This is a genomic window from Pseudomonas sp. Mb7, assembly GCF_054790525.1.
Window position 1 is genome coordinate 3056994 of record NZ_CP186501.1, and the last position, 26165, is coordinate 3083158.

Here is a 26165-nt window from a genome sequence, read left to right on the forward strand (position 1 = left end):
TCCCCCCGTGGGAGCGAGCTTGTTTGATCGTTCCCACGCTCTGCGTGGGAACGCAGCCCGGGACGCTCCGCGTCCCTTCCAGAGCCGAACGCAGAGCGTCCGTTGAGGCATTCCCACGCGGAGCATGGGAACGATCAATCGCTGGCCAACACATTCAGATATTGACATATCGGTAAATTCCGATATCGTCGCGGCATGGAACTACTCGAAATCTTCAAAGCCCTCTCGAACCGCACACGCCTGGAAATCCTCAAAGGCTTGAAGGATCCCGAGAAACACTTTCCTCCCCAGGACGAAGGTGACGTGCATACGGTGGGTGTTTGCGTCAGCAGTATTCAGGAAGGCGTCGGGCTGTCGCAGTCGACGGTGTCCGATTACCTGGCGACGCTGCAACGCGCCGGCCTGGTCGAAGTCAGGCGTATTGGGCAGTGGACCTATTACAAACGCAACGAAGCAGCGATCAGCGCGCTGGCCGAGATCATCGGCAGCGAGCTGTAATTTTTTGCCCCACGATATCGAGAATTCCCGATATCCCTTTTTACCGAAACGAGGAAATGCAATGAAAGCGATGATCCTTACTTCATTTGGCGGCGCGCAATCGTTCGAACTTTGTGAGGTACCCAAGCCAGTGCCACAAGCGGGCGAAGTCCTGGTACGGGTGCACGCTACCTCCATCAACCCGCTGGATTATCAGGTTCGCCGTGGCGACTATGCCGATCTGGTGCCCCTCCCCGCCATTACCGGGCACGACGTCTCCGGCGTTGTCGAAGCCGTCGGGCCGGGGGTGACGGCGTTCGGGCCGGGTGACGAAGTCTGGTACACCCCGCAGATTTTCGACGGCCCAGGCAGTTATGCCGAATACCACGTGGCGGCCGAAAGCATTATCGGCAAGAAGCCGCCCGCACTGAGCCACCTTGAAGCGGCAAGCCTGAGTCTGGTTGGCGGCACGGCGTGGGAAGCGCTCGTCGTGCGGGCGGCGCTCAGAGTCGGCGAGAGCATTCTGATCCATGGCGGCGCGGGTGGCGTCGGTCATGTCGCAATCCAGCTGGCCAAAGCCATCGGCGCGAAAGTCTTCACTACCGTGCGTGAAGGCAATTTCGAGTTCGCCAGGCAGATGGGCGCCGATGTGCTGATCGATTACGAAAAGGAAGATTACGTCGAGGCGATCCTGCGCGAAACCGCTGGCCGCGGCGTCGATGTGGTGTTCGACACCATTGGCGGCAACACCCTGGCACGCAGTCCCGACGCCCTCGCACAGCTTGGCCGCGTGGTGTCGATCGTCGACCTTGCCCAGCCGCAAAACCTGATTCAGGCCTGGGGCAAGAACGCCAGCTACCACTTCGTTTTCACCCGACAGAATCGCGGCAAACTCGATGAGTTGAGCGCATTGATCGCCAACGGTCAGTTGCGCCCGCACGTTGGCGCGGTCTATGCGCTGGCCGACATCGGCCTGGCCCATGCCCGGCTGGAGACGCCCAACAACGGCCTCCAAGGGAAGATCGCGATTGCTGTCGTGCCGTCGTCCGAACTCGCCAATCGCTGAACTCAGTGCAAGGAGAACACCATGATTTATGAGATCGCTTTACTGCCCGTTCACACAGAACAAACTGCGGCGTTTCGGCATGCGTTTACCGAGGTCGAGCCTTTGCTCAAACGGGCAAAGGGTTACGGCGGCCACCTGCTCGCGCCAGGAATCGAAACGCCTGAGGTGTTCAATTTGATTGTGCGCTGGCAATCCCTTGAGGATCACACGCCGGGGTTTGAAGCGAGTGAAGACCATCGGCTGTTCATGCTGGGCCTGGAGGAGTATTTTTCGGACGAGCCGAAGGTCTGGCACATCGAAGGTGGCGCGTTTCAGCAGCCATTCAACTAATCAATCTCTCGGCTACCCGTGATCCATTGTAGGAGTGAGCCTGCTCGCGATAGCGGTCTATCAATCGACATTTATATTGACTGATACACCGCTATCGCGAGCAGGCTCACTCCTACAGGGTTTACGGTAGCAGCAGGTATATCGCGCTGACGGCCAACAACCCCGCCATCACCCGATTGAACCAACGCATTCCCGCCGCATTGCTCAAATACCCACGCAAAAACGTCCCGGCATACGCCCAGCAGCCGACCGACAGATAACAAATCACCAGATACACCGCCGCAAACTGCCACACCAGCCGCGCCTCGCCATCAGCGACAAACGCGCCCATACCCGCGACGCATGCCAGCCAGGCTTTCGGGTTGAGCCATTGCATCACCGCGCCATACAGCATCGATGGCGCCCGCCCTGACTCACCGGCATTCAACTGTCCGTCATCCATGGCCAGTTTCCACGCCATGAACAGCAGAAACGCCACGCCGGCCAGTTGCACCACACGGGTCATGAACGGCCAGAGCTTCAACACCTCATGCAGGCCCAATCCCATCAACACCAGCAACAGCACAAACCCCAGCGTCGCTCCGGCAACATGCCGCTGACTGGCGCGAAAACCGAACTGCGCCCCGGAACTCAACGCCACGATATTCACCGGCCCCGGCGTGATCGACGCAGCCAACGCAAACGCCGCCATGGAAACAATCAGACTCATCGCACACCTGCTTCAAATCGAGGAACAAGGTGCTCACGGTAGCGAGCACCCGGTCCTCGGTATTGAAGAAAATGCCCCTGTGATCCTGATCGTTCCCACGCTCTGCGTGGGAATGTAGCCCGGGACGCTCCGCGTCCCTCCCAGAGCCGAACGCAGAGCGTCCGTTGAGGCATTCCCACGCAGAGCGTGGGAACGATCAAACGACACAAATCCCCTGTGGGAGCGAGCCTGCTCCGGGCGGCGTTCCGACGAATGCGGTGGGTCATTCAGCACTGCATTGCCAGGACGACCCCATTCGCGAGCAGGCTCGCTCCCACACATAAAAAGACGATCAGTCCAAACGCGGCACGGTGAAGCGGAACTCGCTGCCCTGCCCCGGTTCACTCTCGGCGAAGATCCGCCCGCCATGGGCTTCGACGATACCTTGGGTGATGTATAACCCCAGACCGGTGCCGGTCGGATTGCCCTCTTTCACCGTCCAGTAACGGTCAAAGACGTGCGGCAGATGTTCCTTGGGAATGCCCTCGCCGCTGTCGCGCACAGTGAAAACGATATCATCGCCGACCGACGTGGCATGCACGCCCACCGTGCCCAGGCGCGGGGTGAACTTGATCGCGTTGCCGACCAGATTAGACAGCACCTGAAACAGCCGCTCGGGGTCGGCATGGATACGCAGATCGGGGTCGGCGGCGAAGGAAATGCTGATGTCCTTGTCCAACGCCAGCGGCGCGAGCAACGCCTGCGCCTCCTCGAACATCTGCCCGACATCGAGTTTCTGCGGGGTGATGGAGTAGCGCCCGGCGTCGATTTTCGAGGTGTCGAGCAGGTCCTCCAACAGCGTATTCATGCGCCCGGCGGCCTGCTGCATGGTGTCGATGGCCGTGGAGATCCTGCGCGAAGTGTGCGGGCCGTCGGAGCTGAAAGCCTTCTGCATCATGCCGCAGAGCATCGAGATCACGGTCATCGGGTTACGCAGATCGTGCGACACCACCGCCACCAATTCATCGCGGGCGCGCACCGCTTCCTGCTCACGGCGGACCTGCCGGGCCAGATCGTTTTCCAGTGCCGAACGGCGCAGATCATTGGCGGCGAACAAATCACCGTGGCTCCACTTGGTGGAGATCCCGGCCATCTCTACTTTCCAGATTTCGAACGAGGTACGCGGGCGCAAACGCAGGCCGGCGCCGGAGTTTTCCAGGTCCAGCGGCTTGCGCGGATCGCCGCTCCAATTGATGTTCTCCTTGACCTCGGGACGGAACCAGAACACGCCGTTGTCCACCGGTTTCGGCAGGCTCATGGCAAGCACGCCGCTGGCCACCTGCTGATATTGCGCGGCCGGCGGGTAGACGCTGGCCAGGTGATGACTGGCAAACACTGGCTCGCCGCTGTCCTGCAGCCACTTGTGCAAGGCGCGAATGTCTTCCGGTTCCGGGCAGTTGCCGTAACGGTGCAGTTGTTTGTCTTCGATGATCGCGATGCCGCCGGCATTGGTCAGCGCCATCAACGTCTGCGGTTGATTGGCCAGACCGTCGAAGACATTCTGCGGCGAGTCGATCATCGCCTGATTGAGCAGCGCCAAGGCTTCGACTTTTTCTTCACGCTGACGGCTGATCTCCAGCGCTTCCATGGCGCTAATCTGCAACGACAGTACCTGGCCGATGGTCTGGCACGCCGCACGCAACTCATGCGGCACGTGCAGTGGCTGACGATTGCCGCAACTGATCAGGCCCCAAAGCTTGTCACCCTTGAGCAGGGAAATGCTCATCGACGACAACACGCCCATGTTTTTCATGTACTGGCAGTGGATCGGCGACACACTGCGCAGGGTGGCGAAACTCAGGTCCAGCGGCGTGTTCGTGTCCGGGCGCAGCTTAGGCACCAGCGGCACCGGTTGGTAGTCGGCATTGGGGATAATCCGCAGCCAATTGGTGCGATACAGCTCGCGCGCCTGTTCGGGAATGTCCGACGCTGGGAAAAACAGGCCATTGAATACTTCCATCGACGGGTCGGAGGCTTCGGCGATCACCTGACCGTGGCCCTCCTCCTCGAAACGATAGATCAACACCCGGTCGTAACCGGTCATGGCCTGAATTTCCTTGACGCTGATGTCATACAGCGCCTGCAACGTGGTGGCCCCTTGCAGACGCTGGAGCATGCGCCCCAGATGCGTTTGATTGCCGGCGACATTGCGCGGCTGGAAATTTTCCACGTGGATTTCCAGCTCCAGAATCAGCACACCTTGATGGCGGTGCAGCAAACCCTCGAATGCCGTGCCGTTGAGCCTGAAGCGCAGCGGCTGCACATCGGACAGCGACGGTTGCAGTAAAGCTTCGCGCACTTGCGCCGCTTCGGCGTCGCCGATCAGGCTTTCCAGTGGCTGGCCGATCAGGCTTTGCGGCACCCGGGCCAGCAGGCTTTCGACGTTGGCGCTGACCTGAATGATCGCCAATGCAGGTTCGCTCAGGGTCAACAGCAAGCCGTGGGGCTGGATCGCACCGGGGAAACGAATCGGCTCGTCGGCACAGTTGGCCAGCAGTTCTTCAAAGGCTTCTTTGTCTTGCGGGTTCATGCCAGTACCTCCCGGCTTTCGAGCCAGCGCTCGAAACAGCTGAATGTGGTTTGTGCGGCGGTGACGACAGCGCCGCGCTCGGCGGCGCTCATTGGCCGACTGCCGAGGTATTCGATAAAGTCACGCCAGCGCCGGCCCGTGGCGGCGCCGTAGATATCGAGAAAAGCCGCGCCGTTATCGGCTTCCAGGCCTAACCGCGTCGAGATTTCCCGGCGCAGAATCTGCCCGCCCAGCGTCGCCCCCTCGAGGACGTAGAGCACGCCAAGGCAGGCAGCGCTTGAGTCGATGACCGGCAACTGCTCGCACTGCGGCAGGTTTTGCAGCGCTTCGGCAGATACGCCCAGCGCGTGCAGATCAGTGCGCAAGGTTGGCGCTTTGAGTCGAGGCGTCAGATCAAAATCGGCAGGAATTGCATCACTGCGGAGCAAGGCGTTTTCCAGCGGCAGATAGAAGCCGTAATAAGCCTGCATCAACCGCACAAAAGCCTGGGTATCGAGGGTATCGGAGAAAAAAGGAAGGCGTTTTTCCAGTGCGATGTGCAGTTCGGCAGTGCCGGCTCGCAGATCTTGCAGCACCGGTGGCACATAAACTTCACGGGCCTTTGCTTGCATGTAGATCGCTCTTGGTGGGGCCGCCAGGGGCCAAACGGGGTGAATGCAACGTCGGTGAAATTTTACACGGCTATCGCGGTTTCTGACCGGCCGGATAGATATTTCTGCCGAAACCATCACCCTCTGAGTCATTCAGAGTGAAGGCATCTGCAAAAAGTTCGACCGCGTTGCCCAACGGCACCGGGCGCTGTACCGCGACAGCGCCGCGTGACTGTATGGGTCTGAGCGCCCGGAGGCTGTGCTAAAAATATCGCTCTCGTTTCTGGAGTGCCGTCATGGATCTCGCCACGCTCATCCTGTTTCTTCCGGCCTGCTTCGCCCTGAATATGGCCCCCGGGCCAAACAATCTGCTGTCGGTCAGCAACGCCACGCGTTATGGCTTTCGCCGCGCCTGCACGGCGGGCATCGGACGGATTCTGGCGTTCGCCGGGATGATCGCACTGGCCGGTGCCGGTCTCTCAGTGGTGTTGCAGACTTCGGAATGGTTGTTCCATGCGATCAAGATCGTCGGCGCGGCGTATCTGTTGTACCTGGCCTGGCAGTTGTGGCGGGCCAATCCCGAGGCCGAGCAGCAAGTAACAGGCGGGACCGTTGGCTTCTTTGCTTTAGCACGACAGGAGTTTCTGGTGGCGGCGGGCAATCCGAAGGCGATTTTGCTGTTCACCGCGTTTCTGCCGCAATTCGTCGACCCGGCGCGCCCGGTGGCGGCGCAATTCGCCGTACTCGGCGTGCTGTTCCTTTTATTGGAGTGGATCGCCATCAGCGCCTACGCCTGGATGGGCCTGCACATGCGCCGCTGGTTCGCCGAGCCGCGCGGCAAACGAATCTTCAATCGTTGCTGCGCAGGCCTGCTGTCGGCGGCGGCTTCGGTGCTGTTGATGGCCAAACGCGCTTAAGCCTCGGACGGGCCTTTGAGTTCGACCTGATTGCCGTCCGGGTCGAAGCAGTACAGCGACAGCCCTTTGCCCTCGGCGCCGAAGCGTGACTCGGCTTTGGCCACGCTCAAGCCGAAGGATTGCAAGTGCGCGCGCAGTGCTTCTTCGTCGAACGGCTCGATGCGCAGGCAGAAGTGATCGACGTTACGCCGTTCGCTGCCGGCCGCCCCGCCGCCCTTGCGGCCGAGTTCGCCTTGCAGGTCGACGAGGTCGATCATCGACGTGCCGGCGCGCAGGTGTATCAGGCCCAACGGTTCGTTGCGCTTGACCACTTCGGCACCGAACACCTGGCTGTAGAAGTCGATGCTGCGCGGCAGGTCCGCGACGCGCAGGACGATGTGATCGATATGCTGGATGGAAAACGGATGCATCGGACACACCTCAACAAACGGTAGGAGCTGCCGATAGCGGCGATCTGGGATTTTGGGACGCGGAGCGTCCCGGGCTGCATTCCCACGCAGAGCGTGGGAACGATCAAGATCGCAGCCTGTGGCAGCTCCTACACGGTAGTTCAGAGGGGTTGAAAATTCACTGTCGATTTTTCGGTGGAGCCATCGACAAACTGGTTTTACTCTCAGCCCATGAACATACAAACCGCTGTCCTGCCGCCCCACGCCGAGATGGTTCGCGCCATGCTCGAACGCGACACTGCCTACGAGGGCGTGTTCTTCACGGCCGTGAAAACCACCGGGATCTTCTGCCGCCCCAGTTGCACGGCGCGCAAACCGAAACCGGAGAACGTCGAGTTCTTCGCCCACGCCGACGACTGCCTGTCGGCGGGCTATCGCGCCTGCCTGCGCTGCAAACCACTGGATGCCGCAGCCATCGCCCCGGACTGGGTGCAACGGCTGCTCAACGCCGTGGGCGCCGATCCGGAGGTGCGCTGGAGCGACGCACAATTGCTCGCTGAAGGCATCGAGCCGCTGAAGCTGCGGCGCTGGTTCAAGCAGCATTTCGGCATGACCTTCCATGCGTGGCTGCGCACGCGCCGCTTGGGCATGGCGCTGGGCGGGATCAAGCAAGGCATCTCGATTGATCACGCCGCGTTTGATTCGGGTTATGAATCGCTCAGCGGTTTTCGCGATGCCTTTCAGAAGTCCTTCCACATCACCCCGGGCCGCGCCGGACACAGCGAGCCGCTGCTGTTCACCCGGTTGACCACGCCGCTGGGGCCGATGATTGCCATGGCCGAACGCCGTGGCCTGGTGTTGCTGGAGTTTCTTGATCGCCCGGTACTGACCCGCGAAGTCGAGGAATTGCAGAACCGCTACGGTTACGCGGTGGCGCCGGGGCACAACGCGCATTTGCAGCAGATCGAGGCGCAACTGGCGCAGTATTTCGCCGGCCAGCTGAATACCTTTACCGTGCCATTGCACCTGCCCGGCAGCGAGTTCGCCCGGCAGGTCTGGTCGGCGCTGCTGCAAATCCCTTACGGCCACACCAGCACCTACGGCGCCATCGCCGCCGGTTTGGGCAAACCCGGCGCCAGTCGCGCGGTCGGCCTGGCCAACGGGCACAATCGGCTGTCGATTGTGGTGCCTTGTCATCGCGTGATCGGCGCGGATGGCTCGCTGACCGGCTATGGTGGTGGGCAGCCGCGCAAAGCGTTTCTGCTGCGACTGGAAAACGCCGCCGTGCAGCTCACGCAACCCCTGGCATTCTGACGAATCGAATCAACTGACAAGAAGGATTTTTGATGAACGCGCTCGCTACGCAGTTTCACCAGTTGCACCAGCAAGGCCTGTTGATGCTGACCAACGTCGGCGACGCCACCGGCGCGCGACTGGTCGAGCACCTGGGCGGTAAAGCCGTGGCCACCAGCAGCGCCGCAGTGGCCTGGGCCCACGGCTACCCGGACGGCAACGCTCTGCCCCTCGAACGGCTGGTGTCGACGGTAGAAGCCATCGCCCGGGTGATCAGCGTGCCGTTGACCGTGGACGTCGAGGCCGGTTATTCCGACGACCTCGGGCGCGTGGCGGAAGTGTTGGATGCGGTGATTGCGGCGGGTGCTGTTGGCATCAATATCGAGGACGGTTCTGCGGATCCGGAGTTGCTCGCGCGCAAGATCGAAGTGGCACGTCAGGTGGCCAACAAGCGCGAGGTGCAGCTGTTCATCAATGCGCGCACCGACGTCTATCTGAAAAGCCTGGTTCCGGCCGAAGATCGCGTCGCCGAAACCCTGCGTCGCGCTGCGTTATATCAAGCGGCCGGTGCCGATGGCCTGTTCGCGGCGGGCGTCACGAGTGCCTATGAAATCGAGGCAATCTGCAAGGGCACGGCGCTGCCGGTCAACGTGCTTGGCTTCGCGTGTTTGCCGTCGCCTGAAGAGCTGCTGGCGCTGGGCGTACGCCGCTTGAGCGCCGGCTCCGGCATTGCCGAATTCCTCTATGGCGCGATGGGCGGGCTGGTGAAAAGCTTTCTGGCCAGCGGCAAACTCGACAGCCATGAACTCAAGGCGTTCACCTACGGCGAAGTCAACGGCTTGCTGAAATAAATGGCTGACGACTATCAAGCGGCCAGCGCGTTTCTGGCCGCGCTTGATCCGCACTGGCGGCGCCATATCGAAGCGATCGGCCCGTGCCTGCATCAACCGCATCCGGCGCGCGATCCTTATGAGTCATTGGTGCGGGCGATTGCTTATCAGCAGCTGCATGCCAAGGCCGGCGATGCGATTGTCGGGCGCTTGGTGGGACTGTTTCCGGGGCAGTCATTTCCGCGTCCCGAGCAGATTCTTGCGACTGATTTCGAACGCATGCGCGGTTGCGGGTTTTCGGCGAGCAAGATTGCGACGATTCAGGGGATTGCTCAGGCGACGCTGGCGGGTGTGGTGCCGGATTACGCTACGGCGCTGGCGATGGATGACGAGGCGTTGATCGAGCGTTTGGTCAGTTTGCGCGGGGTCGGTCGCTGGACGGTGGAGATGTTGCTGATCTACAGCCTGGAGCGCATGGATATTTTGCCGGCGGATGACTTTGGTGTGCGTGAGGGGTATCGGCGATTGAAGGGGCTCGAGGTGCAGCCGACGCGCAGACAGATGGTCGAGATTGGTTTGGCGTGGCGGCCGTATCGGACGGTGGCGGCGTGGTATTTGTGGCGGGTGCCGAAACTGCAGCCCTCACCCTAGCCCTCTCCCAGAGGTAGAGGGGACTGATTGGGGGATATTGGAGATTTACACCGACCTGAAATAGCATCTGTGAATCCACGATCGACAAGACTTCTCAAACCTATAATCGACTGCCCTCACTAGCTCTCTCCCAGAGGCAAAGAGGACTGATTGGGGGAGATGGGAGATTTTACGCCGACCTGAAATAGCGTCTGTGAATCCATGATCGCCAAAACTTAGATCCATAATCGACCGGATTTCTCAGGTCGATGGATGACGCAAGACAACTCGGTCAGCCCCCTCTCCCCCCGGGAGAGGGCTGGGGTGAGGGGCCTTTGACTGTATCGCACTGTATATCCCGAAGCCGCAGACACACCAAAAGCACAATCCCCACACCGTCGACACACACCCGATACACCCCAACGCTGAAATGCCCCGGTCGATTTCACTCAACTCACCGGAGCTGCATCATGACCGCCACCCTTTCAACCGCCATCAAAGCCCTGCACCTGAACCTCGACCGCGCCGGCACCTGGCTCGCCCCTCTGACGCTGCGCCTGTTCATCGCCTGGGAATTCTTCGAATCCGGGCTGGAGAAACTCAACGGGCAGAACTGGTTCGAAGACATCCAGGACAGATTCCCCTTCCCATTCGATCAACTGCCGGCAACGCTGAACTGGGAACTGTCGATGTGGGCCGAACTGATCTGCGCACTGGCGATTCTGCTTGGCTTCGGCACGCGCATTTCGGCGGTTTCGCTGATCGTGGTCACCGTCGTGGCGACCGCCGCCGTGCACTGGCCCGCAGACTGGTCGTCACTGAGCGAACTGGCGCAGGGGTATGCGATCACCAACAAAGGCTTCGGCAACTTCAAGCTGCCGGCGATTTACCTGGCCGCGCTACTGCCGCTGGTGTTCGCCGGGGCGGGCAAGTTGAGTGTCGATGCGTGGCTGGCGCGGGTGTTCTGGAACCGAAGCACCCGCTGAGGCTCAGTGCGCTCGATCAAGCCCCACCAGCAACGCGCTATCGCGACTGTAGATGTCCGGTGAGTAGCGCACGCGGCCGCTGCTGTCGACCTGGGCCGTCCAGTAGGTCATCAGGATCGGCACCGGTGCCGACAAGCGAAATTCGTGAGTGGTGCCGGTGGCCAGCAAGGTTTCGGTGCGGGCCTTTTCCGCCGGGGTGAGCAGCAGATCACGCAGTTGCATTGGGTGTTCGACCCGCACGCAACCGGAGCTGAAAGCGCGTGGTCCTTTTTCGAACAGCGCCTTGCTTGGCGTGTCGTGCAGGTACACCGAGAACGGGTTGGGGAAGCGGATGACCATTTGCCCCAACGGATTACGCGGCCCGGCGTCCTGACGCAGCATGATGTTGCCGGGGTTGTCCCAATCGATGTCCGCCGCCGCCAGCGGCTGCCCGTTGGCGTCGAGCACTTGCAGGTTCTGCCGGCTGAGGAAGGTCTGGTCCTTGCGGATTTCCGGCAGCTTGTCTTCTTTCCAGATGGTCGGCGGCACGGTCCAGGTCGGGTTCAGGGTCAGGCGTGTCACCCGCGATTTCAGCAGCGGCGTCTGGCGTTCGGCGCGGCCCACCTGAGTGCGCGTCTGCCACACCGGTACGCCGCCCTGATACAGCGTCAGTTCCGCGGCGGCGACGTTGACCAGCAAGCCATCGGGCTCCATGTCCTGAGCCATCCAGCGGAAACGTTCGAGGTTGACCCGCAACTGCTCGCGACGGGTCAGCGGACTGATGTTGAGTTCGGCAATCGTGCCCGGCCCGACTACACCGTCAGCCTGCAGCGAATGGTTGGCCTGAAAACTCTTCACGGCGTCGACCAGCACGCCGTCATAAGCATTGCCGGGCGTACCAACGACCTGAGTCAGATAACCTTCGTTGTAAAGACGCTGGGCCAGTTCCGGCACGCGTTTGTCTTCCATGGCCGGGCGCAACAGCGGCCCGCTGCCCACCGACTGCCATTGCGGCAAGGCTTTGAGCCGTTGCGCAGCGTAGAGCTGACGCAGGTCCTGATATTGCGCCAGGCGCGGTCGGGCCAGTTCGAACGCGGCGGGAATGTCGTGCATGCCCGGTACCGCGATGGCCAACAATTCCGCCTGACGGTCGCGTGGGGTGGCGTCGGCATGCCACAGCGGTTCGAAGTGTGATTGCAGCAAGCTTCCGTAATGCAGATCCTGCAGGGCCTGGAGGTAGTTGCGGCTGATGTCGATGTCGGCACACAACTCGCCATCCTGCGGCGCTGTGGTCGCGATCGGATAGCGTTTTGGATTGAGGCCATCATCGGCCAAAAACTGTAATTGCGCCTGCAACATCGGCAATCGCGCAGATTCACTCGCCCACACCGGCATCCAGTCCTGCTGCTGATAGAAGGCCTGCAATTGCGTCAGCGCCGGGCCATTGAGATGTGCGGCAATCGCCGGGCATGACTGCGCCAGACTGATCAAAACTGCCTGCAAGGGACTTTGCGGCTCGACCGGCATTTCTGCCGGTGGCGTCGGCAGTGTTTCCAGCGGCGGCAGCGGCTCATCGGCACAAGCGACAAACGGCGCAGCGAGCAAACAAATGCTCAAGTAGCATGCGTACTTTTTGAACAACTGCTTTACTCCAATCCATGGCCGTCCAGATGATGGCCAACCTTACATCAGGTGCGCTTGAGAGTCAGGCTCGATCGACGGGCTTGCGGGTATTGACTGGGAGTCAGGAGCCAAAGTGCCAAATAAGTAGCAAGTGAGGACACTTTATAAAATGTTGACGTTTTTGCGCCGACTTCTGTTGACTGCCACCGCTCTCGTCGTGACCAGTCCAGTTTTTGCCGCCGGCAAACCATCGCCGGTTCTCTACACCAGCCTCGCGCACGCCGCGCCAGAACTCAATCCCCAAGCGCTGAAAGGTGCGTTGAACGCCATGCAGTGCGCGGTCAACAACGGTGCGAAACCGTCCCGCCATCTGGCGATCATCGACTATTCGCAGCCATCCACCGAACGCCGTCTGTGGATCTTCGACCTCAACAAAAAGAAACTGGTGCTGCGCGATCTGGTTGCCCACGGCTCCAACTCCGGGGAAAACTTCGCTACGCAGTTTTCCAATGTCGAAGGCAGTTACCAGTCGAGCCTTGGCCTGTTCCGCACGCAGGAAAGCTACAGCGGCACCCACGGTTATTCGCTGCGCATGGACGGTCTGGAGCCGGGTTTCAATGACATGGCCCGCGATCGCGCGATCGTCATTCACGCCGCCAGTTATGTGAATCCGTTGTGGAGCAAGAAACAGGGGCGCATCGGCCGCAGCCAGGGCTGCCCAGCGGTTCGGCCACAGATCGCCAAGCAGGTGATCGACCGGTTGAAGAATGGCCAGTTCATGTTTTCGTGGTACCCGGATCAGCGCTGGCTGAAGTCGTCGCCGTACCTGAACTGCCAGCCGCAGCAGGTGGCGAGCATCCTCAACACCCACGCGAGCTGACGGCACAACCTGTAACCCTGTGGGAGCTGGCTTGCCAGCGATAGCGGTGGATCAGTCAATGAAATTTTGACTGTGCAGGCCTCATCGCTGGCAAGCCAGCTCCCACAAGGATTTGAGTTGAGTCTGGAAAATCTTCGTACACCGTTTCATTACAACTTTGTCATTCAGCTGTCGGTTTGCCGTGCGGATCGCTCGGTAGCCTGAAGTTGTCCCGGCGCCAATGCCGATCAACTCCGACCACTGAGTGACTGACCATGAAAACCCTTCTGCTCGCCTTCACCGCCCTCCTCGCCACCGGCAGCGCGTTCGCCGCGAACATGCCCGACACCGCCGTGATTCATGACAAATCCGGTTTCTACGTCAATCTGGATGTCGACAAAGTCCTGTCCAGCACCGATATTTCACAAGCGTGTGGCGTGGTCCCGGCGCAATTGAATTACCTCGACCATCAGGGCCGCGAACATGTGCTGGACTATCAGGTACAAGGCAGCGGTTGCATCAATGACCATTGAGACTGATCGATGAATATTCTGGTTGTCGAAGACGAACCCAAGGCCGGCAATTACCTGCTCAACGGTTTGCAGGAACTGGGTTACAGCGTCAGCCTCGCCCGTGACGGCGCCGACGGCCTGCACCTGGCGCTGGAACACAGTTTCGATGTGATCGTGCTCGATGTGATGATGCCGAAAATGGATGGCTGGGAAGTCCTGCGCCGGCTGCGCAAGGAAGCTGATACGCCGGTGCTGTTCCTCACCGCCCGCGACGATATCGCTGACCGCGTCAAAGGCCTCGAACTAGGTGCTGATGATTACCTGATCAAGCCGTTTTCCTTCGCCGAACTGGTGGCGCGCCTGCGCACCCTGACGCGGCGCGGGCCGATCCATGAAGACGAACAATTGCAAGTCGCCGACCTGCAGATCGACGTGCTCAAACGCCGCGTAAGCCGCGCCGGGGTGCGCATCACCCTGACCAACAAAGAGTTCGCGTTGCTGCAGTTGTTCGCCACTCATACCGGCCAGGTTCTCGCCCGTTCGCTGATTGCTTCACGGGTGTGGGACATGAATTTCGACAGCGACACCAACGTCGTCGATGTCGCCGTGCGCCGCTTGCGGGCGAAGATCGATGACCCGTTCCAGCTCAAGCTGATCCATAGCGTGCGTGGCATCGGCTATCGCTTCGATACGCAACCATGAGCGCCCATCGCCCGTATTCCCTGACACTGCGCCTGGCGCTGGTGTTTGCCCTGCTCGCGTTCGCCTCGCTGGCCGGCCTCGGCGCCGCGCTGTACGGCGAACTCGAAGCGCAACTGATTCGCCGCGACGACATCTCACTGGTCAGCCGCGTCGATCAGTTGCGCACCTTTCTCAATGACAGCAACACCCTCGAATTGATCAAGAACAAACCGGCGTTGTTCCAGAACATGCTTGGTAATCGCGAAGCGTTGCTGACCATTAGCTCGCCGGGGCAACCGCCGCTGCTGGTGGTCAATCCGGGCAATCTGAGCACGCCTACGTTGCCGCCGGTGCCCAGCGACCAGCCGATGACGCTCAAGGACGTGCAGCACTTGCCGAGCGTCGACGGCGTGCCGTTTTCGGCGGTGGCGGCGAGTATCGATTCCGGTGAACTGGGCAACTTGCAAGTCACCACCGGGCGTTTGATGAGCGAGCGCACGGCGATGCTCGCCAACTACCGATTGAGTGTTTATGGCCTTGCCTCACTGGCGGCACTGTTGCTGGCGGTGGTGGGCTGTTTGCTGGTGTATCGCGGTTTGCTGCCGTTGCGACGACTGGCGAAACACGCGCATGGCATTGGTGTCGGCAACCTTGGCGAACGCCTTGCCAGCAGCGGTGCACCACGAGAATTGCAGCCGATGATCGAAGCCTTCAATGCCATGCTCGACCGCCTCGCCAAGGGCTTTACGCAGTTGAGTCAGGTGTCCACCGACATGGCCCATGAGTTGCGCACGCCGATCAACAACCTACTCGGCGAAACCCAGGTTGCGCTGCAGCAGAACCGCAGCATGGAGGCCTATCAACAGTTGCTCGCCTCCAACGTCGAAGAGCTGGAGCGCCTGACGCGGATGCTCGACAACATGCTGTTCCTCGCCCGCACCGATCCGGCCAGTGCGCTGAGCCAGCGCCAGGAGCTGGACGCGGCGGATGAGATGCAGCGCATTGCCGATTATTTTGAAGGATTGGCGGCTGATGTCGGGGTGTACATTGAGGCTCGTGGTAGCGGTGTGATCTGGGCCGAACCGATGCTGCTACGCCGTGCGCTGGCCAACCTGTGCGCCAATGCGATCAAGTACGGTGCGGCGGATTCGACGGTGCAGGTGGAAGCGATTGCCGAGTTGGATGGCAGTTATCTGCGGGTACGCAATCAGGGCACAACCATTGCCCCTGAACATTTGGCGCGGCTGTTCGAGCGTTTTTACCGCGTCGATCAGTCACGCGAGCGCTCAGCGCAATCCAATGGTTTGGGCTTGTCAATCGTCGCGACCATCATGCAGTTGCATCAGGGCCGCTATAGCGTCAGCAGTGCCGATGGCATCACCTGCTTCGAACTGTTCTTCCCCGCCCGGCAAGACAGCACAAATCCCCTGTAGGAGTGAGCCTGCTCGCGATAGCGGTGGTTCAGCCAACATCCTCATTAACTGACACACCGCTATCGCGAGCAGGCTCACTCCTACAGTTGAACTGCGCTCGGCTTATGATCAAAGCCATAGCCATCAATGCCACCGCGACGCCAAAAGTGATGTGCAAGCCGCTGGCAATGGCGGTTGCAGGGGCCTGAGTCGGATCGCCCGCCGCCAGCGCAAACACTGCACCCATCACAGCCGCCCCGGTGATCAACCCCAGATTACGTGCCAATCCAAGCATCGCCGAAACCACACCGCGTTGCTCCTGACGAACTCCGGCCATCAACCCGGTGTTGTTCGCCGCCTGAAACAGCGCATAGCCGACGGCGACCACTGCAATCGACAGCAAATAGGCGGGCAACCCCAGACTCATCGGCAACAGCGCCAACAAGCCACAACCGCAGGCCATGGCGAGTAACGCGCCCGGCACGATGCGCCGCGCGCCGAAGCGGTCCACCAGACGCCCGGCCGGCACACCGCCAAACGCAGACAACAACGGCCCGAGCGATAACGCTAAGCCGACCACTGCACTGCTGAGGCCCAATCCGCGACTCAGGTAAAACGGTCCCACCACCAGCGTGGTCATCATCACGGTCGTCACCAGCAAGGTCAGCGCCAGGCTGCTGCTCAATCGCCGGTCAGCGAACAGTGACAAGCGTATCAGCGGCGCCTTGGCCTTCTTCTCGATCATGAAGAACAAGCCCGCGCCGCCCAAGCTGGCCAGCAGCAACGGCAACATGAAACCTTCCTGCGTCATTGCCAGCGCATAGGCCGCCAGCGTGAAGACCAGCACCGCGCTGCCAGAATAATCGAACGTCACTCGCGGCCCTGCTGCGCGATCCACCGGCAGAAAGCGATACACCAGCCAGACATTGAGCAAGCCCAGCGGCACGTTGAGCAGGAAAATCGCCTGCCAGCCGACATGCGTCATCAACAACCCACCCAGCGACGGCCCAAGACTGGTGCCCGTCGCCGACATCGTCGCCAGCAAGCCCATCGCACTGCCTGCCCGCGTCTGCGGCACCGCATCGGCCACCAACGCCACTGTCAAAGCGAACATGATCGCCGCGCCGACGCCTTGCACCGCCCGTGCGCCGATCAGCCAACCCAGTCCGGGAGCCAGCGCACAGGCCAACGAAGCGCTGGTGAAAATGCCGATCCCGATCAACAGCAGTCGACGTCGACCAAAACCATCGCCCAGACGCCCGACGCTGACGATCAACGTGGTGATCGCCAACAGGTAAGCGAGCACGATCCATTGCACCTGTTGAAACGTCGCCTCGAACGCCGTCGCGAGGATCGGCAAGCCGGCGTTGGCGATGCTGGTGTCCAGGGAAGGCATCAACATCGACAAGGCCAGACTGGTCAGCGCCCAGCGGGCGGGAGGCTCAGAGGTTCTTGGGGCATAGCAGGCTCACAGTGCAAAGGTGATGCGTCAAAGCCTGAGCCTCGACAACACACGGCGCAAGACGCATGCTTTGCACTCAATACCTGCATGGAACGCCATGTTATGACCACCCCGGATCTGAACCTGCTGATCACCCTCGACGTGTTACTGCGCGAAGGCAGCGTCGCCCGCGCCGCCAAATGCCTGCGGTTGAGCCCGTCGGCCATGAGTCGCGCCCTCGCCCGTTTGCGCGAAACCACCGGGGATCCCTTGCTGGTGCGAGCAGGTCGTGGCCTGGTGCCAACGCCGCGCGCACTCGAATTGCGCGAGCGGGTCAGTCATCTGGTGCAGGAAGCCGAGGCGGTTTTACGCCCTGCCGAGGTGCTCGACCCGCGCCGCTTGCAACGCACCTTCACCCTGCGCAACACCGACGGCTTTGTTGAAACCTTCGCCGCTGCCCTGCTCGCGCGTATCGCTGCAGAAGCGCCCGATGTACGCCTGCGCTTTGTGCAAAAAGCCGACAAGGACAGCACGCCGCTGCGCGAAGGCCGCGTCGATCTGGAAACCGGCGTGGTCGATGACAGCACCGACCCGACACTGCACAGCCGCATCCTGTTTCAGGATCAATGGATCGGTGTGGTTCGAGAGGGGCATGCCTTGCGTTCGGGAAAAATCACCAGCAGGCGCTTTGCCGGCGGCGAGCACATTCTCATTTCACGACGCGGGCGCAGCAGCGGACCAGTAGACGAAGCGTTACTCGCGCTCGGTCTGACGCGGGACATCGTCACCTCGTTCGGTGGATTCTCGGCGGCGCTGACGCTGGTGCGTGAGTCAGACCTGATCGCCACGGTCCCGCAGCGTCATACCAGCAAACTGCGCACGGGCCTGCACAGTTTCGCCCTGCCCTTCGCGATGCCGGACATCAGCGTGTCGATGCTCTGGCACCCGCGCATGGACGCTGACCCGGCGCATCGCTGGTTGCGTGATTGTGTGCGGCAGGTCTGCGCTTAGCGCGCGTCGCCACCGGCAGGTTTGTAGAAGAGAAATTTTTTCGTTTCAGCGGTCTTGCGATATTCCTTGGCCCAGCTCGGATGCACATTGCGGTCGTGGAAATACAGCGCGCCGTTGGTGCGATCCTTGAGCTGGCGGTTCAGCGCTTTGCGGGCGATATCCTTGGCCAGCGTGTATTCGGCATCTTCCTTGACCTGATCCGGACGCCCGTCGCACCACCAGGAAAACTGGCAGCTCTTGGTTTCCGAACCTTGTTTGACGACAGCGCACACCGTGTCGGGGAAACCTTCGTGGCCGAGGCGATTCATCACCACACTGGCCACCGCTTCCATTTCCGGCGTGTCTTTGCCTTTGGCTTCCCAATAGATACTGCGCGCCAGGCAAGTGATCGGATCGTCCAGCGGCGCCGCGCCGGCCGGGTCGACCGCTTGCACTTCGGTCGGGGTGATGGCTTCGGCTTTCGGTGCCGGTGCGGCGCTAACCTTGTCCGCCGCTTTCTCTTCCAGCACTTGGGCTTTTTCTTCAGCCTTCGCTTTGATCGGGGCCTGATCGGTGGCCCATGCAGAGCCTGCCAACAGGGTGAATACGAGACAACCCGCCCAGCCTTTCAATCCCATGTCTGTTCTTCCGGCAGCGCCCGAGTCGGGCAGGTGTTACGTCGGGGAGACACCCGTATCCCGGGGTCTTCGGTGAGTGTAGACGGCAAACCCAGAGACAAAGTTGCGCAGAAAAACCGCTGAATGAAGAAAAAAGACATTGCACTCACCGGGGGCCTTTCGCGCATCATGGGCGCATTCAGCTCAAGGGAGATTTCCATGCGCTTCATGCCATTCGTTCTGCGTCTTGCCGCTTTGTCCGTCGGCGTTATGTTTGCCATTCCGGCGCTGGCTGGCGATGAGTCGCAATTGATCGAGTCGATCAACAGCTACCGCAGCCAGCCACAGCGTTGCGGGTCGCAGGCATCGAATGAACTGCCACCGCTGTCGGCTGATCCCCGGCTGAGATTACGCGCCAGCGGTGCTGTCGATCTGCAACAAGCCATGGCCAGCGCCAGTTACCCGATGGTCAATGTGCAGGCGATCACGCTCAACGGCCCGCGTGATGCGGCGTCGGCGATGCAGGCGATCAAGGAAAGTTTCTGTCAGGTGGTGCTTGATCCGCAGTTTGTCGATGTCGGTGTCAGCCGCGACGACCGCGACTGGCGAATTGTGCTGGCGCGGCCGCTGCTGACAGCCAGGCTCGGTGATGCGCAAAGTGAGGGGCAGAAATTGCTCAGTGAACTCAACGTCGCCCGCAGTCAGGCGCGTCAGTGTGGCGGTCAGGCGTTCGCCGCTGCCGCACCGCTGGCCTGGAACGCGACACTGGGCACTATCGCCCAGGATCACAGCCGCGACATGGCCAACAACAATTACTTCGACCACAAGGACCGCGACGGCCGCACCCCGGGCGATCGCGCGGAACTCGCCGGGTACAGCGGCCAACAGGTCGGCGAAAACATCGCCGCCGGGCAAGACACCGTGCACAAAGTCGTCGAAGGCTGGCTCGCCAGCCCCGGCCATTGCGCCAACCTGATGAACCCGCAATACCAGGAACTCGGCGCCGCCTACGCGACCGACCCGAAAAGCAGCGCCGGCATTTACTGGACCGCGATGTTCGGCGCCCAGTAACCCGCTCTCAAGTTCATCAATCTACCCTGTGGGAGCGAGCTTGCTCGCGAAGAGGCCATTACATTCAACATCAATGTTGTCTGTCCTGACGCCTTCGCGAGCAGGCTCGCTCCCACAGTGATCGGTGCAATCCCCGTCATTCTCGGCCAACACAGCTCCCTCAGTGCTAAGCGGTGTATCCATGATCTGTGATACTCAAAACTCGGGTCATCGATGGCGTCAATCGATCAGTCACTAACAGTGATTGGACGCCATGGAACGCTGCCCATAACCTACGTTACCCCCACTCTTTCCACAGCGGTTTTCATTCCTGCGAGGCTTCCTTGTCAGAGCGTGTCTTGATCGATGGTTACAACCGCCGCGTCGACTATCTGCGCATGTCGGTGACCGACCGCTGCGATTTCCGCTGCGTCTATTGCATGGCCGAAGACATGCAGTTTCTGCCACGCCAGCAAGTGCTGACGCTGGAAGAGATCTATCAACTGGCGCAGAGCTTCGTTGTCCTCGGCACACGCAAGATTCGTCTCACTGGTGGTGAGCCGCTGATCCGTCCGGGCGTGGTCAAGCTGTGCGAGCAGATCGCCGCCCTGCCCGGCCTGCGCGAGTTGTGCATGACCACCAACGGTTCACAACTGGGCAAACTCGCCGCGCCGCTGTTCGACGCTGGGGTCAAGCGCCTGAACATCAGCCTCGACAGCCTCGATCCGCAGCGCTTTAAACAGATGACCCGCACGGGCGATCTGGCGCAGGTGATCAACGGCATCGATGCCGCGCGCAAGGCCGGTTTTACCCGCACTAAACTCAACGTCGTGGTGATGCAGGGCCGTAACGATGAGGAGATCAACGATCTGGTCAGCTTCGCCATTGATCGTCAGCTCGACGTCTCTTTCATCGAAGAGATGCCGCTGGGGATCATCAGTGAACACAGTCGCGCAGAGTCGTTTTTCTCCAGCGCGCAGGTGCGCGAAAAAATCGCCGAGCGCTACACCCTGATCGACTCGGCAGAATCGACTCAAGGCCCGTCGCGCTACTGGCGGCTGGCCGAGGCACCGGAGATTCGCCTGGGTTTTATCTCACCGCACAGCCACAACTTTTGTGGCACCTGCAACCGTGTGCGCCTCACCGTCGAAGGGCGCCTGCTACTGTGTCTGGGTAACGAGCATTCGGTGGATCTGAAAGCGGTGCTGCGTGCGCATCCGGGGCAACCGCAGCGGCTGGAGAAAGCCATCATCGAGGCGATGAAGCTCAAGCCGTATCGGCATAATTTCGAAGTGAACGACGATGTTCAGGTCGTGCGTTTCATGAACATGACCGGCGGCTGATCCCGCCAGTTTCATCGGTTATCGGAACCGCACAGCATGATCATCAGACCCAAGATCAACCAGTTCGCCATTCTCTTCACCCTCAAGGGTTCGATTGCCAAGCGCATCGCCATGCGCACGCTGATGGTCACCCTGCTCGCCTCGGCCATCGTCCTGGTGGAAATCCTCCATCCGAGCAACTTCACCAAGGTCAATGCCACGCCGTTTACCTTGCTCGGTTTGTCGCTGTCGATCTTCATGAGTTTTCGCAACAACGCCTGCTATGACCGTTGGTATGAAGCTCGTAAAGCCTGGGGCGAGGTGATCGTGCACATTCGCTCGGTGATTCGCGAAACCCATGTGATTCGTGAATCGGCTGAACGCAAGCCGTTGCTGCTTAATCTGTGTGGCTTTGCTCATGCGTTGAATGCGCGGCTGCGTAAAGAAAGCGAAGCGGACGCCAGCAGCCAATGGATCATTCCCAAACCTGATCCGCAGACGCCGGATTACAGCGGGCGCATTTTGCAAACGGTCGGCCAGCAGTGTTCCGATCTGCATCAGAACGGTGAACTGACTGAGTGGCGCTACATGCTGCTGGCCAATCACCTGACCAGCCTGACCCAGGCGCAAGCGGTGTGCGAAAGGATCAAGACCACGCCGCTGCCGTTTCCTTACACGCTGTTGCTACACCGGACGATTTACTTGTTCTGCATCCTGCTGCCGTTCGCCATGGCCGAACCGCTGGGCTGGCTGACACCGTTGTTCACGGCGATTGTCAGCTACACGTTCTTTGGCCTGGATGCGATTGCCGATGAACTGGAAGACCCCTTCGGCCGCGATGAAAACGACCTGCCGACCGATGCGCTGGTGCGCACCATCGAACGCGATATCCTCGCTGAGCTTGGCGCAGAAGTCCCCCCGGCGCTGAAGCCTGTGGACTATGTGCTGAGCTGATCCTTAGCTCTCCAGACACCTCAAAACCCTGTGGGAGCGAGCCTGCTCGCGAAGAGGCCGTATCAGCCAACATCAACGCCAACTGACCTGCCGCCATCGCTGGCAAGCCAGCTCCCACAGGTTCTGTGTACATCCTCAACATCAAGCATCACCTCAAATCATTGTGGGAGCTGGCTTGCCAGCGATGAGGCCGTATCAGCCAACATCAACGCCAACTGACCTGCCGCCATCGCTGGCAAGCCAGCTCCCACAGGTTCTGTGTACATCCTCAACATCAAGCATCACCTCAAATCATTGTGGGAGCTGGCTTGCCAGCGAAGAGGCCGTATCAGCCAACGTCAATGCCAACTGACCTGCCGCCATCGCTGGCAAGCCAGCTCCCACAGGTTCTGTGTACATCCTCAACATCAAGCATCACCTCAAATCATTGTGGGAGCTGGCTTGCCAGCGATGAGGCCTTATCAGCCAACATCAACGCCAACTGACCTGCCGCCATCGCTGGCAAGCCAGCTCCCACAGGTTCTGTGTACATCCTCAACATCAAGCATCACCTCAAATCATTGTGGGAGCTGGCTTGCCAGCGATGAGGCCGTATCAGCCAACATCAACGCCAACTGACCTGCCACCATCGCTGGCAAGCCAGCTCCCACAGTTTTGATTGGTGTTGAGGTCAGAACAGTTCGTTGAAGGGAATAAAGCGCAGCGGGTCGCCGAGGTTGTGCGTGCTGTTCTCGGGGATTTCCACCAGGCCATCGGCCCAGGTCGCGCCGAGCAGGACGCCGGAGCTTTGATTCGGATAGAGCACCGCTCGCCCCGCTTCCAGCTTCACCCGCAGGTATTCACGACGGCCGCCAGCCTTGTGCCAATCGAAACCCGCGTTGACTGTGAAGCTCAGCGGCATGAGATCTTCCACGCCTTGTATGCGCAGCAGATACGGCCGTGCCAACAACCCGAACGTCACCAGCGCCGAGGTCGGGTTGCCCGGCAAACCTATTACCGGCACCGTGCCGAAATGCCCGACCGTCAGCGGTTTGCCAGGCTTGATCGCCAGTTTCCACAACAGCGGTTTGCCGTTGTCGCGTAGTACCTGTCCGAGGCAATCGGCATCACCGGCAGACACGCCACCCGTAGTCAGAATCAGATCAGCGCTCACTTGCAGTTGCTCAAGTTTGAGCCGCGTCTGCGCCGGTCGATCCGGGAGGATGCCGGCGTCGATCACTTCGCAGCCCAGCTCCCGCAACCAGTGGCCGAGCAATACGCGGTTGCTGTTGTAGATACTGCCGGGGCGCAACGGCTGACCCGGCTCGACCAGTTCATCACCGGTCGACAGCAGCGCCACACGCGGGCGACGCACCACGTGCAGTTGCGCCAGCCCTTGCCCGGCGGCGACCGCCAGTTCGAACGGTCCAAGGCGTTTGCCGGCGCGCAGCAGGATGTCGCCGACGCGATTTTCCTGACCTTGCGCGCGGATGTTCTGCCCCGCTTTCAGTGGCTGCAAGAAGCACACGCGGCTGTCCTCCAGCACTTCGACGTTCTCCTGCATCTCGACGCAGGTAGCGCCAGGCGGCAGCGGTGCGCCGGTAAAAATCCGTGCGCAGGTGCCGGGCAGCAACGTGTCCGGCGCCTGCCCGGCGTAAACCTTTTGCGAGACCTTCAGCGGCTGTCGGTGCAGATCGGTGAGATTGAGCGCGTAACCGTCCATGGCGCTGTTCGGCCACGGCGGCAAGTCGAGTGTCGCCACCAGATCACTGGCCAGCACCCGCCCACGCGCATCGTCGAGCGCCAGCAGTTCGCTGTCGGCCAGACGTTGCTCATTGGCCATGCCGAGCAATTGGTCGAGAGCGTCCTCGACCGGCATCAGCGGTGCCTTGCTCATCCGCGTGGCCCACAGGCTTGCACGGCTTTCAGGTGCGGGACGAAGTTGCACGGGCGATGACGGTTATCCAGTTGTTCGGCAAGAATGCCTTCCCACGCGGTGCGACAGGCGCCGGTCGAACCGGGCAGGCAGCACACCAACGTGCCGTTCGACAGCCCGGCCAGCGCACGGCTTTGCACGGTGGACGTACCGATATCCAGAATCGAAATCGCCCGGAACAGTTCGCCGAAGCCGTCAATGTGTTTATCGAACAGACAGGCCACCGCTTCCGGCGTGCTGTCGCGACCGGTAAATCCGGTGCCACCAGTGATCAGCACGACCTGAATACCTTCGTCGGCGATCCACTGGGCGACCTGCGCGCGGATCTTGTACAGATCATCCTTGAGCAAGTTGCGCTCGCTCAAGGTGTGCCCGGCTTCCAGCAAACGACTGACGAGCAACTGGCCGGAGGTATCGCTGGCGTAATCGCGAGTATCGCTGACCGTCAGCACGGCAATATTCAGGGGGACAAACAGGGCATCGGCTTTTGCGCTCATGGCAGTTCTCCGGCAGCATTTAATCAACATTGCCGAGCAGCCTAAGTGCCACTTATGAGCAGTGTCTAATCACTCCGGCCAACCACATTATCGACCGCCTCTATCGGTGCCTTTCACGTTGTTGCATGCCAGTAAAACCGGGCCTTATAGAGCTGATCGATAGTCCTTCAAGCACTTCTGATTGGACGAACAACTGTTCAGATGAGATCGTCGCAACCTGCGCTTTTCGTGCGCCCCGCGCATCTGCGTCACTACTCAATCAAAAAATCCCCATCAAGCAGGTGCCATCGTGGACATCAAACAACTCAAGTTCCTGATCGCGCTGGACGAAACCCGACACTTCGGCCAGGCCGCCGCCCGCTGCCACATCACCCAACCGACGTTGTCGATGCGCCTGCGCAATCTGGAAGACGAGCTGGATCTGGTGCTGGTCAACCGTGGCCAGCGTTTTGAAGATTTCACCCAGGCCGGCGAGCGCGTATTGGCGTGGGCACGCACCTTGCTCGCGGCCCATGACGGTTTGTTCGCCGAAGCGGCGGCGTGTCGCGGGCAACTGGTGGGTAGCTTGCGTCTGGGCCTGGTGCCGCTGAGCAGCTTCAACCCGGTCAATTACATTCAGGGTTTGTCGGGGACGTATCCGGAGTTGAAGTTCAGTCTATCGTCGCTCAGTTCTGACGAGATCATCGCCCGGCTGGGCAACAATCAGCTCGATCTGGGCGTGTGCTATTTGGATCACGTCAACCCGAACTATTTCGAGTTTTTCGAGATCGGCGAAACCCGTGTCGGTCTGCTCTACGACAACCGCCACTTCCAGTTCGAAGGCTCGCAAATGAGCTGGGAAGACGCCGCCGAACTGCCGCTGGGGATGATCACCGCCGGCATGCATTACCGTAAATCCATCGACTTGAGCTTCCGCAGCCGTGGACTCAGTCCGCAGCCGATCATGGAAAGCGACTCAACCTATCAGCTATTGCAGGCGATTCACCAAGGCTTCTGCTGCGCGATCATGCCGCTGGACAGTGGCCTGGAAGAGCCGATCGAGCACCTGTCGTTCATGCAGTTGCCGGATGCCAGCGTGCTCGCGCCGCTGGGCCTGGTGATGCGCAAGACCGAACCGCGCTCGGCGATTGCCGAGAAGTGTTTTGCCGAGGCGCGGAAGTTGTTTGGGGTAGAGGTTTCTACCGAATAAATGGTGTTGAATGTCAGGCCGTCTTCGCGAGCAGGCTCGCGAAGACGGCCGCTGTTAGGACTGCAGATTGTGCATCGGGTCGAGGCGCGCGCGAGTGATCGAGGTGCGGCGTTGCGCAGGAGTCTGGCGCACGCCTGAAAAGCAAAAGCCCCTCACCCTAGCCCTCTCCCCAAGGGAGAGGGGACTGATTGGGGGATATTGCAGAAGTACGCCGACGTGAAGGAATTGTGGTGAATCCATGACCGACCAAACCTTTCAAGGTCGATGTGAAACGCAAATTACCTCGGTACGCTATCTCTCTCTGAGTAGCTGGCCGGCCGCTCGCCCTCAGGCGTCTG

At 60.6% G+C, this 26165-nt stretch carries 26 protein-coding genes; 17 read left to right on the top strand and 9 right to left on the bottom strand.

The features are described from left to right. Positions 1-195: 195 nt before the first annotated feature. The 3 genes from ACOYXH_RS13670 to ACOYXH_RS13680 all read left to right on the top strand — a co-directional run bounded on the left by ACOYXH_RS13670 (position 196) and on the right by ACOYXH_RS13680 (position 1873). On the top strand, positions 196-498 hold the full coding sequence (locus ACOYXH_RS13670; protein ID WP_077572353.1) for an ArsR/SmtB family transcription factor: 303 nt from the start codon (positions 196-198) through the stop codon (positions 496-498). 61 nt (positions 499-559) lie between these two features. Continuing rightward, positions 560-1543, top strand: coding sequence for a zinc-dependent alcohol dehydrogenase family protein (locus ACOYXH_RS13675; RefSeq protein ID WP_258708394.1), 984 nt, complete (start codon positions 560-562; stop codon positions 1541-1543). Positions 1544-1564: 21 nt separating this feature from the next. Then, positions 1565-1873 (top strand): antibiotic biosynthesis monooxygenase family protein, encoded by a 309-nt coding sequence (locus ACOYXH_RS13680; RefSeq protein WP_258708395.1) that lies wholly within the window; start codon positions 1565-1567, stop codon positions 1871-1873. A gap of 121 nt (positions 1874-1994) precedes the next feature. Here ACOYXH_RS13680 and ACOYXH_RS13685 read toward each other — a convergent pair whose 3' ends face one another. From ACOYXH_RS13685 to ACOYXH_RS13695, 3 genes are all read right to left on the bottom strand, one after another. After that, entirely contained in the window at positions 1995-2582 is a 588-nt protein-coding gene (locus ACOYXH_RS13685; protein ID WP_095047924.1) for a LysE family translocator, read from the bottom strand. Positions 2583-2913: 331 nt separating this feature from the next. After that, the gene (locus ACOYXH_RS13690; protein WP_258708396.1) at positions 2914-5151 is read right to left on the bottom strand and encodes an ATP-binding protein; all 2238 of its coding nucleotides are present in this window, start codon (positions 5149-5151) and stop codon (positions 2914-2916) included. Beyond that, positions 5148-5762, bottom strand: a complete 615-nt coding sequence (locus tag ACOYXH_RS13695) for a biliverdin-producing heme oxygenase (protein WP_095124597.1) — start codon at positions 5760-5762, stop codon at positions 5148-5150. Before ACOYXH_RS13695 ends, ACOYXH_RS13690 begins: the two co-directional genes overlap by 4 nt. Before the next feature lie 275 nt (positions 5763-6037). On the opposite strand from ACOYXH_RS13695, the gene ACOYXH_RS13700 reads away from it, so the two are divergent. Then, a complete protein-coding gene (locus ACOYXH_RS13700; RefSeq protein WP_095124596.1) occupies positions 6038-6658 on the top strand; it encodes a LysE family translocator in 621 nt (206 codons plus the stop codon). Here ACOYXH_RS13700 and ACOYXH_RS13705 read toward each other — a convergent pair. Then, on the bottom strand, positions 6655-7068 hold the full coding sequence (locus tag ACOYXH_RS13705; protein WP_095047928.1) for a VOC family protein: 414 nt from the start codon (positions 7066-7068) through the stop codon (positions 6655-6657). The two genes, ACOYXH_RS13700 and ACOYXH_RS13705, sit on opposite strands and share 4 nt — an antisense overlap. A 210-nt stretch (positions 7069-7278) precedes the next feature. Between ACOYXH_RS13705 and ACOYXH_RS13710 the strand changes: the two genes are divergently transcribed. The 4 genes from ACOYXH_RS13710 (at position 7279) to ACOYXH_RS13725 (ending at position 10786) form a co-directional block, all read left to right on the top strand. Continuing rightward, a complete protein-coding gene (locus ACOYXH_RS13710; protein ID WP_460410812.1) occupies positions 7279-8361 on the top strand; it encodes a bifunctional transcriptional activator/DNA repair enzyme AdaA in 1083 nt (360 codons plus the stop codon). A gap of 32 nt (positions 8362-8393) precedes the next feature. Then, a complete protein-coding gene (locus ACOYXH_RS13715; RefSeq protein WP_220556401.1) occupies positions 8394-9191 on the top strand; it encodes an isocitrate lyase/PEP mutase family protein in 798 nt (265 codons plus the stop codon). Further along, positions 9192-9821 carry a DNA-3-methyladenine glycosylase family protein gene (locus ACOYXH_RS13720; RefSeq protein ID WP_258708398.1) on the top strand — a complete coding sequence of 210 codons (630 nt, stop codon included), beginning with the start codon at positions 9192-9194 and terminating at the stop codon, positions 9819-9821. A 449-nt stretch (positions 9822-10270) separates the two neighbouring features. Continuing rightward, a complete protein-coding gene (locus ACOYXH_RS13725; RefSeq protein WP_257355407.1) occupies positions 10271-10786 on the top strand; it encodes an HvfX family Cu-binding RiPP maturation protein in 516 nt (171 codons plus the stop codon). A gap of 3 nt (positions 10787-10789) precedes the next feature. On the opposite strand, the gene ACOYXH_RS13730 is transcribed toward ACOYXH_RS13725, so the two are convergent. Continuing rightward, positions 10790-12406, bottom strand: a complete 1617-nt coding sequence (locus ACOYXH_RS13730; RefSeq protein ID WP_258708399.1) for a L,D-transpeptidase family protein — start codon at positions 12404-12406, stop codon at positions 10790-10792. Positions 12407-12557: 151 nt separating this feature from the next. Here ACOYXH_RS13730 and ACOYXH_RS13735 point away from each other — a divergent pair, with 151 nt between their 5' ends. The 4 genes from ACOYXH_RS13735 to ACOYXH_RS13750 all read left to right on the top strand — a co-directional run bounded on the left by ACOYXH_RS13735 (position 12558) and on the right by ACOYXH_RS13750 (position 15873). Next, positions 12558-13268, top strand: a complete 711-nt coding sequence (locus ACOYXH_RS13735; protein ID WP_095047934.1) for a murein L,D-transpeptidase catalytic domain family protein — start codon at positions 12558-12560, stop codon at positions 13266-13268. Positions 13269-13522: 254 nt separating this feature from the next. Next, on the top strand, positions 13523-13780 hold the full coding sequence (locus ACOYXH_RS13740) for a DUF2790 domain-containing protein (RefSeq protein ID WP_064389346.1): 258 nt from the start codon (positions 13523-13525) through the stop codon (positions 13778-13780). Positions 13781-13789: 9 nt separating this feature from the next. Next, positions 13790-14461 carry a heavy metal response regulator transcription factor gene (locus ACOYXH_RS13745; protein ID WP_007918415.1) on the top strand — a complete coding sequence of 224 codons (672 nt, stop codon included), beginning with the start codon at positions 13790-13792 and terminating at the stop codon, positions 14459-14461. Further along, positions 14458-15873 (top strand): heavy metal sensor histidine kinase, encoded by a 1416-nt coding sequence (locus ACOYXH_RS13750; RefSeq protein WP_460410813.1) that lies wholly within the window; start codon positions 14458-14460, stop codon positions 15871-15873. Before ACOYXH_RS13745 ends, ACOYXH_RS13750 begins: the two co-directional genes overlap by 4 nt. A gap of 28 nt (positions 15874-15901) precedes the next feature. Here the strand turns inward: ACOYXH_RS13750 and ACOYXH_RS13755 are convergent, their stop codons facing one another. Continuing rightward, complete coding sequence (locus ACOYXH_RS13755) at positions 15902-17254, bottom strand: MFS transporter (RefSeq protein ID WP_460411467.1); 1353 nt, start codon at positions 17252-17254, stop codon at positions 15902-15904. A 162-nt stretch (positions 17255-17416) separates the two neighbouring features. Between ACOYXH_RS13755 and ACOYXH_RS13760 the strand changes: the two genes are divergently transcribed. Further along, positions 17417-18304 carry a LysR family transcriptional regulator gene (locus tag ACOYXH_RS13760; RefSeq protein ID WP_095124588.1) on the top strand — a complete coding sequence of 296 codons (888 nt, stop codon included), beginning with the start codon at positions 17417-17419 and terminating at the stop codon, positions 18302-18304. Here the strand turns inward: ACOYXH_RS13760 and ACOYXH_RS13765 are convergent. Continuing rightward, positions 18301-18921: a cell wall hydrolase gene (locus ACOYXH_RS13765; protein WP_034155563.1), complete on the bottom strand. Its 621-nt coding sequence runs from the start codon at positions 18919-18921 to the stop codon at positions 18301-18303. The two genes, ACOYXH_RS13760 and ACOYXH_RS13765, sit on opposite strands and share 4 nt — an antisense overlap. A gap of 198 nt (positions 18922-19119) precedes the next feature. On the opposite strand from ACOYXH_RS13765, the gene ACOYXH_RS13770 reads away from it, so the two are divergent. From ACOYXH_RS13770 to ACOYXH_RS13780, 3 genes are all read left to right on the top strand, one after another. Continuing rightward, positions 19120-19971 carry a CAP domain-containing protein gene (locus tag ACOYXH_RS13770; protein ID WP_460410814.1) on the top strand — a complete coding sequence of 284 codons (852 nt, stop codon included), beginning with the start codon at positions 19120-19122 and terminating at the stop codon, positions 19969-19971. Positions 19972-20294: 323 nt separating this feature from the next. Beyond that, a complete protein-coding gene (gene moaA, locus ACOYXH_RS13775; protein WP_095047940.1) occupies positions 20295-21293 on the top strand; it encodes a GTP 3',8-cyclase MoaA in 999 nt (332 codons plus the stop codon). Between the two features lie 36 nt (positions 21294-21329). Next, positions 21330-22226 carry a bestrophin family protein gene (locus tag ACOYXH_RS13780; RefSeq protein ID WP_460410815.1) on the top strand — a complete coding sequence of 299 codons (897 nt, stop codon included), beginning with the start codon at positions 21330-21332 and terminating at the stop codon, positions 22224-22226. Positions 22227-22896: 670 nt separating this feature from the next. Here ACOYXH_RS13780 and ACOYXH_RS13785 read toward each other — a convergent pair. Together ACOYXH_RS13785 and moaB are read right to left on the bottom strand one after the other, a co-directional pair. Next, positions 22897-24102, bottom strand: a complete 1206-nt coding sequence (locus ACOYXH_RS13785; RefSeq protein ID WP_095047942.1) for a molybdopterin molybdotransferase MoeA — start codon at positions 24100-24102, stop codon at positions 22897-22899. After that, positions 24099-24638 (bottom strand): molybdenum cofactor biosynthesis protein B, encoded by a 540-nt coding sequence (moaB, locus tag ACOYXH_RS13790; protein ID WP_095047943.1) that lies wholly within the window; start codon positions 24636-24638, stop codon positions 24099-24101. The genes ACOYXH_RS13785 and moaB overlap by 4 nt, the downstream gene beginning before the upstream one ends. 289 nt (positions 24639-24927) lie before the next feature. Here moaB and ACOYXH_RS13795 point away from each other — a divergent pair, with 289 nt between their 5' ends. Next, positions 24928-25827: a LysR family transcriptional regulator gene (locus ACOYXH_RS13795; protein WP_460410817.1), complete on the top strand. Its 900-nt coding sequence runs from the start codon at positions 24928-24930 to the stop codon at positions 25825-25827. Positions 25828-26165 lie beyond the last annotated feature (338 nt).